The sequence below is a fragment of the Microcoleus sp. B5-D4 genome, assembly GCF_036705145.1.
Lineage (GTDB): Bacteria > Cyanobacteriota > Cyanobacteriia > Cyanobacteriales > Microcoleaceae > Microcoleus.
The window spans coordinates 1-11,319 of the sequence record NZ_JAUBTV010000065.1 but is presented as its reverse complement, the minus strand read 5'-3'; the positions used below and the strand labels follow the sequence as shown (position 1 = coordinate 11,319).

7 protein-coding genes are annotated in these 11,319 nt (G+C 42.3%); 6 read left to right on the top strand and 1 reads right to left on the bottom strand.

The features are described 5' to 3' along the window. From QUB10_RS24490 to QUB10_RS24475, 4 genes are all read left to right on the top strand, one after another. On the top strand, nt 1-1,604 hold a 1,604-nt coding region (locus tag QUB10_RS24490), incomplete at its 5' end, for a CHAT domain-containing protein (RefSeq protein WP_333205831.1). A 342-nt stretch (nt 1,605-1,946) separates the two neighbouring features. Continuing rightward, nucleotides 1,947-4,325, top strand: a complete 2,379-nt coding sequence (locus QUB10_RS24485; protein ID WP_333205830.1) for a dynamin family protein — start codon at nt 1,947-1,949, stop codon at nt 4,323-4,325. Nucleotides 4,326-4,331: 6 nt separating this feature from the next. Further along, nucleotides 4,332-5,138 carry a hypothetical protein gene (locus QUB10_RS24480; protein WP_333205829.1) on the top strand — a complete coding sequence of 269 codons (807 nt, stop codon included), beginning with the start codon at nt 4,332-4,334 and terminating at the stop codon, nt 5,136-5,138. A gap of 11 nt (nt 5,139-5,149) precedes the next feature. Beyond that, nucleotides 5,150-7,465 (top strand): dynamin family protein, encoded by a 2,316-nt coding sequence (locus tag QUB10_RS24475; protein ID WP_333205828.1) that lies wholly within the window; start codon nt 5,150-5,152, stop codon nt 7,463-7,465. 375 nt (nt 7,466-7,840) lie between these two features. On the opposite strand, the gene QUB10_RS24470 is transcribed toward QUB10_RS24475, so the two are convergent. Next, entirely contained in the window at nt 7,841-8,749 is a 909-nt protein-coding gene (locus tag QUB10_RS24470) for an Rpn family recombination-promoting nuclease/putative transposase (protein WP_333205827.1), read from the bottom strand. A 668-nt stretch (nt 8,750-9,417) separates the two neighbouring features. Between QUB10_RS24470 and ccsB the strand changes: the two genes are divergently transcribed. Next, nucleotides 9,418-10,488, top strand: coding sequence for a c-type cytochrome biogenesis protein CcsB (ccsB, locus tag QUB10_RS24465; protein ID WP_333205826.1), 1,071 nt, complete (start codon nt 9,418-9,420; stop codon nt 10,486-10,488). A gap of 239 nt (nt 10,489-10,727) precedes the next feature. Next, entirely contained in the window at nt 10,728-11,153 is a 426-nt protein-coding gene (locus QUB10_RS24460; protein WP_333205825.1) for a KGK domain-containing protein, read from the top strand. The last annotated feature ends 166 nt before the right edge of the window (nt 11,154-11,319 follow it).

Sequence of the window (11,319 nt, the reverse complement as noted above, 5' to 3'; positions counted from 1 at the left end):
TGCCGATCGCACCGACAATTACTCAAAATCCAGCACCGGTCTCAAATGTGCCGATCGCACCGACAATTACTCAAAATCCAGCACCGGTCTCAAATGTGCCGATCGCACCCACAATTACTCAAAATCCAGTGGTTGCGCCTGCTGCTGCGCCCATAAATCTCGCACCGATACCGACACCGGAGCTCGCAGCCAACCAGCCACCCAGTACAAATCCTTTATTTTCGCCCAGCTTGCAAGAGCAAAACCAGATATCTAATTCCTTGCAACAGCGCATTTCACCTCCCGCGTTTGGGAATCTTGAAGCTTCCAAGTTGCCAACTAACGTCGGCGCAGTTATTTTTCCCGTCGAGGAGAGATTTACCAGTGAGTTTGTCGATTACCTAAATTTGCCATCAACAAATACGATCGCCACCTTAGAAGATGCCCAAAATACCCTTCGCAGTGTCCAACAAGCCACAGGGATCAAACCCGCTCTCATTTATATCAGCTTTGTACCCAGGGGCTCTACAGTCGATCGGCCTTACAGCAGTTCTTCCATCTTGCGCGTAGAACAGCAAATTCAAGCCTCTGACGAACTGGAAATGATGGTGATCGCCCCCGAAGGCGTGCCGGTTCGCCAGCGCATCCCTGGAACCTCTCGCGCCCAGGTAATGGAAGCTGTTCGCAAATTTCGCGATGAACTGACTAATCCGGTAAAGCGCAACACTAAAAGTTATTTGCCCTTGGCTCAGCAACTCTACCTGTGGATGGTAGCGCCGCTCGAAGCAGAACTGCAAGCCAAAGGCATTGATAATTTATCTTTTATCTCAGATATGGGGTTGCGATCGATACCGATGGGTGCCCTGCACGACGGCAAAGGCTTTCTGGTAGAGCGTTACAGTGTTGGATCGATGCCGAGTCTGAGTTTGACAGATACCAGCGCCACCAATTTCAAAAATACCCAAGTTCTGGCAATGGGGGCGTCGCAATTTCCAGAGATGAGTCCTTTGCCTGCGGTGGAAATAGAAGTATCGACAATCACGCCGCAGCAGTGGCCCGGCAAGTCTTTCTTGAACGAAGCTTTCACCCTGGCCAATTTGAAATCCCAGCGCCAGCAGCAGCCTTTTGGGATGATTCACTTAGCTACCCACGCCGAATTTCGATCGGGAGATCCCAGCCAATCCTTTATTCAGTTGTGGGATACTAAACTGCGTTTGGATCAGTTGCGGCAAATGAATTGGCACAGCCCGCAAGTGGAAATGTTAGTTTTGAGTGCTTGCAAGACTGCTGTGGGCGATAGAGAGGCCGAGTTGGGCTTTGGCGGGTTAGCCGTGCAAGCGGGGGTTAAATCGGCTATGGCGACTCTTTGGTATGTCAGCGACGAGGGCAGTTTGGGGTTGATGGCGGAGTTTTACGGGCAGTTAAAAACTGCTCCGATTAAAGCAGAAGCACTGCGGCAAGCCCAATTAGCGATGTTGCGCCAAGAGGTGCGAATTGAAGGGGGGATGCTGCACACTTCTGTTGGCAATCTGCCGTTACCCCCGGAATTGGCAAACACGACGAGTCAGAATTTTTCTCATCCTTATTATTGGTCTGCTTTTAGAATGATTGGCAATCCTTGGTAATAGGGTTTGTTTTAGTCGATAGACTGTTTGACTTTGCGGGCGATCGACAGTTGGGGAATATGGGTATAATTTATCACTATTAAGAGCGCTCCTTCGGCGATCGGGCGATCGTTTCATACCTGGATTCAGCAACGCCCGCCGATCCTCTGATTGAAGACCTGCAACAATCTGAAGAGCCTGTTTGTAAAATTATTCAAAGAAAGTGCGATCGTATCTTTACAGGTATAGTATGATGATACCCTATAGTCATAATTAAACAGTGCGGCTGTCAGCCCTCTATGAGTGGCGACTCAAATATGTTAACTAGGATACATATTCACTATTAACACCAGTATTTAACACATGAGTAAACAATTATACAAAGTTTTTGACGAAGTAGAATTCAAAGCTCAACTGCTTGCTAAATACTGGAATAATTTTTATACAGAAATTTCCGAGCATTTACCAGATACATATCAGCCTGAAATGCAAGAACTCTCTATGAAGTTAGACGAGGCTTTAAGCAATCTGGTTGATGAACTTCGTAATCCAACTTTGACTCTTGCGACTACAGGAACCACAAGTAGTGGAAAAAGCACTTTGGTAAATTTGTTATGTGGAGCCGAAATTGTCCCCGTAGCCGTAAGTGAAATGAGCGCAGGGGCAGTCACTATCGAATATAGCAAGGAAAAGTCTCTAATAATCCATGAAACACCAGGAGCATTGTGGGAATGTGGAGAATGGAGAGGTATCAGAGAGGAAAAAATTTATCAGCGCTTATACCAAGTAATGATAAGTTATATCGAAAACAGAGAAAAACAACCGAATTTAGCTTGCCCACAATCTACAATATTTTACCCTTTCAGGCTTGTCAAAGAGTCTAAACTGGAACTACCACAAGGAACAAGGGTAAAAATTCTTGATTTACCTGGTTTGGCCTATGTGGGCGATCGAGGTAACGCAGATATTATTAAACAGTGCCGAGAGGCCTTGTGCATAGTCACATACAATAGTGCAGAAACCGATGCACATAAAGTAAAAAGCTTACTGCAAGAAGTTGTACAGCAGGTAAAAGATTTGGGTGGTTCTCCTGCACGTATGCTCTTTACTCTGAATCGGATTGACGTTTTTCGAGCCGATAGAAATTGGCCTGACACAGAAAATCGCTTTGTTGAAAATGCTATCTGCAGTATTAAAAGTGAATTGACTGACCAATTAAAAGAATATACAGAAGATATTGAGAAGTTGCAGGTTGTCAAACTTAGTACATGGCCAGCTTTACTGGCTCTTCAGATCCAAAATTATGATGAGATATTCAGTGTTGATGCGTGTAAAAAAGCGGATAACAATTTCAATGGATTAATTGATGAAGATATATTAGAAGACCTGCCACGTAACGTACAAAAATGGTCTAGACACGACCGAAACCGAGTTGCTGAAGCATTATGGCAAGAATCTTATGCAGAAGAGTTTCAGCAGCACTTAAAGGAACATATTACTCAACACTTCCCACAGTTAGTAATACCGCAAGCTATAGAACGTTTTAATGTAGCTGCTGGAAATGCTGTAGCAGAGTGGGCCGTACAAACAACCACGGCCATTCTTAGAAGTTCAGAAGCAGGTTATCAACAGGAATGCCAAGAAATATCACGCATTAGGTCATCACTTGAACTGTTCTTAGAAGATAGCTATACAAATTTGAGGAAGCCGTTTGAACAGATAGATACGAAATTTAAAGAAGTCATAGAAAAAAAGTCAGAAGACGACCTTGTATTATATCTAGAGAAAACCCTAAAAGATATCCAGAATGTTGAACCTTATAAGGAATTAGGAGAAAAATTATACCCCCTTTATGGATGGAGCCGAGAATTAGGTAAAGGGATAAATCAAGTTTTAGACGCAGTAGCAGAGTCTTTAGAAAATGGAACAATCATCTTAGAAAGCCCATATCTAAAAAAAGCCAATGCTTCAATTGTCTATTTATTAGCAAACAACTTAAAACGGTTAGTTAAGTTAGGCTATACTCCTTCTGTTGCTAATAACGGTGAAACAATAGAAGCAAGAACAGATGAGGATAAAGATAAACTCAAACAACTAAATGAAGAATTAAACGAACTCTCTATCCATCTTAATCTAGTCATAGAGGATGTTTTAAGGCAAATATCGAGCCAAGAAATAGATAGAATGTATCAGGCAGTTGTCGAGCTTTTTAAGTGTCATTTATCACATTTAGAAAAGGGAGCTAATAATATTGCCCCCAACATAATAATTCGATTCCCTGAATCCCAACTTAACCAAGTCAATAATCAACTATTATTCAAATTTAATTTTGAATCTAGCTTTGAAATTACACAAAAAACCTGGAATGAAGAAACTAGAAGTTTTTTCCACTGGTTGTGGATTGTTCCAAAACATAATACCCGCTCTAGTGATAATGCTAAAATCCCTAGCATAAAAAGTTTATTTGAAGGCTGGAGAGGTCAGGGTGGAAAAACACAGGTTAAAATCGTAGATCAAATCGCTCAGTGGTTACTGGAGCAAATTGATTGCTTAAAGAATAATGTAGATAAAATTCAAAATGATATTTTTGACCGTTATCAAGCTAGACTTGATAAAGCAAACCAAGAAATTACTTTAGATTATGAAAAGAAAAAAAATGTTTGGGAACCTATGCAGCAAAAATCTCAAGACCTTGCAGGAGAATTTGGTAGATTAGGAACATTTTTAAAAGAGGAGCATTAAAATCTAGTGGAAAACGAGAATCCCCAGAATCTATACGAGCAAGTTGCTAATAACGTACATGATCAAATTAAAGGAACTGAAAGAGGCATCTTATATAAGACTATTCAGATAATAGTTTGTGAAAAACAATCACGATCGGAAGAACAAACAAGAAAAATATGTGATTATTTTGGGATAAAATCTAATTCTGATAAAGATGAAGATAAGAAAATTATTGATAACTTGTTGGATGCAATGATCGTCGATAATCGAATATTCAATACACCTGCAAAATTTTTTGTAAACAGGTTAGGAGGAGTCGGAGTCATGGAGTGGATTTTTGTAGCAGCAGCCTTTACATTTGTTGGATTGTTTTATTACAAGCAAAATCTTGATAAAAACCAGCCGGAAAAAAGAACCCCGAACAAAGCGCTTGAAGGAACAAAAGAGCAACCCAGTTCTCCGCTTCCAATTCCTGCTGATTTATGCCTGATCGTTCCAGCATATATAGCCAGCAATTTCAGAAATAGTTCAAATTTAACGGTTAATGAGCTAACACATCTCATAGAGAATGCGTCGTATTTCTTATGTACTACGGTTAAAGTTGCTGACTCAAATGAGCAAAATTTAGAAATAATGACAAATCAGGATATTCCACCTGATAGCACGCGAGAAGTTTATATCAGAATCAATATTAATGATGGTGGAAACCTGATTGACCAAAATATTGCTCGCTATTTAAAGAAGGATTTACCACCTCAAGCTCAGTGTAAATTAAAAAAATTAGATTGTCTCAAAAATTTATCTGGCTTAGAAAACTTTAACCGCATTTAAGGAACCCCAAAATGGATTGGAAAACAGCATCTTCTTACTATGAGGCTCGTCTTAGCGACGCTCTCAACGTGCAGCGACACGCGCTTAATTTGGCTATCTTACCCCAAGCTGAAGTTCCTGCTCGATTAAAAGAGGTACTTTTACAAGAAGCAGAACCTACTCGCCGCCAACTTGAAAGACTTAGAAAGCGTGAGTTTCGCATCGCTGTTGTCGGGTTAGAGAAAGCAGGAAAAAGCACCTTTATTAATGCTTGGTTGCAATGTGATTTACTTCCAGCAAAGGGAGGAAGATGCACATTTACCACAACACAAATTTATTCAGTTGAAAACGAGTCTGAACAAAGGCTGGAAGTACAAGCGAGAACCGAAGAAGAGTTTATCAACTTACTCAAGGAACTTGAGAAAGTTGGAGCGAAAGAAGACCTAAATACTATACGAGCAAACGAAATAACTTTACAACAGGTAAGAAGAGAAGGTAATCTGACTTTTCCCTTTACTAGACTAGAAGATATTAGAGAACCGCTAAAGAAGTATGTAGCAGATGAAAAGTATGCTCACGCTGTTTTAGAGGCGAGACTTTATACTAACAAGCTTGCTCAGGCTGAAGGAATTGTTTTTTATGATGTTCCCGGTTTAGATTCAGGTTTAGCAAAGCACGTTGATGAAGCACAAGCAATGCTCTCTGACTGTGATGCGGTGATATTGGTACAGCGGTTTACTAGCCTCCGAGAAAAGGAACTAGAAATAATCAAGTTTACCGAACTTGGCGATAAAAACGTCACGGTTGCTGATAAGCTTTTTGTATTTTTAAGTCGGATTGATTCATTAGGTAGTGCAGAGGCGCTTAAAACACATATTGAAGAAGCATCTCAAGACTGGTTAAAGCGTGCAAAGCTTCCACCTGAACGCATTGTATATGGTTCAGCCGGGGCCTATCTAATTTTGAATGGTTTAGCAGGAGAACAGACTAAGTTAGAGATTGGGGATGCAAGTAATATCGAAGCTCAGTTGAAGAGACTGACTGGAATTACCGATGACGAAACTCTGAATAAAAATGGTACTGGAATTCCAGAAATTAAGGAAAAAATATTTAACTATATCAACACTGAGCGTGTCTCGATTTTAAAAAAAAGATGCGAAGCTTCTATCAATAAAATTTTTAGCAATTCTGAACAGATTTATATTACCGTCAGCAAAAAGTATCCAGAAAATCCTGAAGAAGCCAAGCTCTTTGAAGAAAATAATCGGCGGGTTTTCTTTACCGAATGGTGGAATCAAAAATGGGAAATAATCAAAGCTGATTTACAAAAATACTATGAATATTCTGTTATCAACAAATCCTTAGATAGTTCTAATGCTAAGTCATTCACTCAAATAGAAAAATTTAGAGAACGATATTTACAAATCGTTGACAATGAAATGCAGAAACTCAGGGAGGAAACATTTAAAAAGAAAGATACTATCTTTCTTGCTAACTCCAATCCAGAGTTTGACCGCATGAAAGCCAATTTTGCTTGGCGTGATGATTTGTACGGTGATATTAGTAAGCTTCTCTCTGCAATTGCTCATCAACTTGCTTTAGAACTTAAGGATGAAGCATTAAAATTAGTTGAATATATGACAAGTTTATTATGGGAAAGTAATCAAGTAAAACCCAGGCTCATTGAAAATTCAGAGGAATATTTTTTAGCAAAACTAGAGAATAGCTTAAGCGTATTATTTTTACGCTTTGCGCGTCCAGTGGCTGAAGCGCTGATTCGCGGCCCAGTTAATAGTGATACTCGAAATAAAATAATCAAAAGTTTAGGGGTAGATATTGAAATTATTGATAACTACTATAGTGGGGAAGAAGCTGCATTTAGGGTTCTCAAAAAATATGTAAAATATGGTTCAGATTTACTATTTAATTCGGAGATTCGGCAACAAGTATTAGGAGTTACAGGAATAGCAACACAAATTGCTGGGGTAGCAGCGCAAATAGTGGGAGATTTTTCTAATGACATAAAATCGCCACAAGAAGAAGCTGTAGTTTTTGAGGTAGGAAATGATATTAGTGCGTTTGAAGAATACTTAGTTTATGCAATTTTCAGTGCGGCTGGTTTTGAGTCATACTGTATTCAAGAACTGAAGGGTTTAGTTGATAGTTTTCGAGACAAAGAAGGTACTTGGACTGGCGTTGCTCTCAATGAGTGGTTGCAGGGAAATCCACTTCTGTTTGCTGAAATACCTGATAACTTGAAGTCACAAGAATCGAATTTAGAAGTTAGCGAACGATTGAGGCAATTATCTATTGCTTTAAAAAGAAGTCGTTCGCCGGAGCTACTGTGAGGGACTGAAACTACAGGAAAATAGACCTTTTGCAAAAGTCCTTTTAATGAAATTAAAGGACGGTATCTCCGACCCATCCCACAAAAATCATCTTTTCTTGTGGAATGGGGCGGAGATACCGTCTTAGCTATTTTTTGCAAGAGGTCTAATTTAACATAAGTCTGTAGATCCGATCGCCCAAAACATCTTCCACCATCATCAATCAGCTTCTAAATCGCCGGAATCATCCCCGATCGCACCCTTAACATCCTCTCAGCAACGGCGGATGCACCAAAAGAACCCTAAAACCCAGGAAGTAGAGGGGGGGGTACGTTTGATGCGTTTGTGCGCGTAAATGGCGCGATCGCCCCCTCAAGTGCAATTCCTAACCTCGTATCAATCTCCCTGCGGCAAATTCTCCAGCCAAACCTCTAAATCCTCGATCGACTGAAAATCTAACAATTCCTCTGCTAGAGTTTCAATTTGCTCGATCGACAAATCAGCAATTCTATTCGTGATAGATTCCGGTAATTTTCCAACTCGCCGATTTAACAGACGGCGATTTAACTGACGTAAAATCAAGGCTCTTCCTTCTTGTTCGCGACCTTGCACAATGCCTTGCACAATGCCTTGTTCAATGCCTTGTTCGATGCCTTCTTCCTTAGCTTCCCGATAAAACCGAGTTTCCTCAAGCGTAATCCCTAACATCGCCTCTGCCTCCCTTCGGTTCAAATTTGTAAACTTGTAAACCAGTATCGTCGTCAGCATCTCTATTATGGCGCGACTCGCTGCCTCAGATTCCTCCCGCTGCGATCGCGCCAGCAACAATCGCGCCACTTCCGGCGTACTCGCTTCGTCGATCATCGTCAAAGCCATCAGCGCCACCCCCAGCGGCAACTGTTCAATATCCCCCAACTCATCCAAATATACCCGATGCACCTGATTGCAGTTCAAGAGCGATCGATACGGATGCGTTTCTGATTGTTGAGTCGATCGACTCGGATAAATTACCACCGCTTCCCAATCTGTAAATCGCTGACGGTTGCGATAAAAATACAAAAACGACTCACCAAACAATCGCTCATAAAGCAATTCATCCCGCTGAAACTGCACCTCACAGAAATATACAACTCCAGGCTCAGCATCCGGCGGCAAAAACACCCCATCAATTTCAAACTTCGGTTCCTTCACCGCAACGGAGTCAAAGCGATACTGTTCCGCATTCGATGGTGACTCTTCCAATAGCTCAAACAGCAGCGTCGGAGCTTCTTGAAATAACTTGTAAAATATTGAATCTCGACGCATTAACCCAACATCTCCTCTAACCTATGCAACTGCTCGAACCCTCAGTCGATTTTAGATTTTAGATTTTAGATTTTAGATTTGACTCGCCTTGATAAATCTGGGAGGTTGAGCTTTAGTCTAAAATTTGAGGATTCTCCACAACGATTGTCGGGGGCTTCCGTTTTTTGCTGGTTGCAAAAACAGCAAATGGGTAATCAGCTCAATCAATTCTAAAGGATTCCAGATCGCCCCAGATCAAAAAACATCCTATATTTTCAGTCCTAGACGCACTCCCGACCAAGAAACGGGGTTTTTTACTTAATCTTCGAGTACGAACGAAGGATTTTCCTACAAAAACCCGGTTTCTGGCCCCATCTGCGTAAGTCCTAATTTTGTTAATCGGCGATCGAATTTCGCCCATCAGCATTCCGTGTTTCCTTACTTGGAACTCGTCCAACCTCAAGCCCTCAGCCAGAATCAACAAGTGTGACTTGACGGGGTGACACTCGTCTGGTGGGTCAATAGTAGCTTGTTTGATGCGTCCGCGCGATCGCCCACTCGCACCTCAACAACAGCCAATCACTCATAATTGCCACAAAAATTCAAAATCCCAAACCCAAAACTGCCTAACCCCAGTACGATCGATCTAGTTAGCAAAAATAAGTAAAAACACTACCGGAGTAATTTTTATGGATCTGGTCGTACTCCAGAACTGGCTGGACAACATCTCCTTTGCCGTTTTGTTCTCCACAATGCTCATTTACTGGGTTGGCGCAGCATTCCCCGGCATTCCCTACCTGGGGGCCCTAGGAACCGCAGGAATGGCCGTCGCCAACCTATCCATCGCCGCTTTACTCGGTTCTCGATGGATAGAAGCCGGCTACTTCCCCTTAAGCAATCTCTACGAATCCCTATTTTTTCTCGTTTGGGGAATCACCGCCATCCACCTAGTCGCGGAAAACATGAGCCGTTCCCGCTTAGTAGGAGTAGCCACATCCCCCGTAGCAATGGCAATATCCGCCTTTGCAGCCCTGACTCTGCCCGCAACCATGCAATCTGCAGAGCCCCTAGTACCCGCCCTCAAATCAAACTGGCTGATGATGCACGTTAGCGTCATGATGCTCAGTTACTCAACTTTAATGGTAGGAGCGTTACTGGCGATCGCCTTTTTAATCGTCACCCGCGGCCAAAAAATCGAACTCACCGGTAGTTCCTTCGGCACCAACAGCAACCGCAACGGCAACTATCGCCTCCAACGCCATCAAAACCCCGAACCTCAAATTGCAGAAACCAGCGCCGACAGCGCATTAGTTTTCAGCGAACCCTCTTTCAACTCCAACAATAACGGTTTAGGCACCACCGCAGTGCTCGAATTAGCCACCGTTCAAACCGCATCAACCGCCCCAACTCAAACCGCAGAACTTCTCTCGCCCCAGCGCTTGAATCTAGCAGAAACTCTTGATAACATTAGCTATCGCATCATCGGTTTAGGATTCCCCTTACTGACAGTTGGCATTATTGCCGGTGCAGTTTGGGCTAACGAAGCTTGGGGATCGTACTGGAGTTGGGACCCGAAAGAAACTTGGGCGCTAATTACTTGGTTGGTATTTGCTGCCTACCTGCACGCCCGCATCACTCGCGGCTGGCAGGGAAGACGCCCAGCAATTTTAGCAGCCACAGGTTTTGTGGTAGTTTGGATTTGCTATCTAGGCGTTAATCTGTTAGGCAAAGGTTTACATTCCTACGGTTGGTTTTTCTAATTCCTAATCCACCAATGGGCCAAAGAAGAACAGGATAAGTCAAAGAATCGGGATTAATATCATCTCCGGTTGTAGGGTGGGCAATTCCCACCTTACTCAACCAGCGAGATTCTAATAATTAACTCCCTCTTCCTTCTTATAACTTCGGTCTTCCTCACATCCGTTACATCCGTTACATCCGTTACATCCCGTACATTGCTCGTTGCCGAACTTCCTTCATTAAAATAAGGACAATTAATATGGACGAATCGCCAATATTTCCCACACAAGACGATGTTGTGTCTGCCCCTACCAGCGCTTTGATGTATCAATGTACATTCAAAGTCAGCGAATTTATGGCAATTATGCAGGCGAAATTGGTAGACGAAAAATTATTCTCAGACGGCTTGGATTGCGAGCTATTAAGTGCTGGCAAAGACTGGACAAAAGGAAAACTTAGAATGCGTCTGGAGTTCATTCCGCTGGAACCGGAAATAAAAGAACAAAAAGCCCTTCCTGCCGCTGCCGAAAGAGCAGACACCGTGCAAAACTACGCCGTAGCTAGCTCAAATCACACCGATATAAATGAGCCATTAAGTCAATGTGACTCAACAGAAATAAATAATCATTTTCCTATTTCTAGGTATCCAGACCGCGACCCCCAAAGTATAGGAATGTGGAGCTAGGAAGGCAAAAACTGAGATATTTGGAGAGGGGGATGCTTCCCCTTATTTGCTCAAAATCCATCCGTTAAATCCCGGACACTGCTCGTTTTCTAAGGAATGAGAATTAAATAACTTCCACAAGTTTGTGGGATGGGCGTCCCGCCCGTCCTTTTTGGACGGGCGGGAC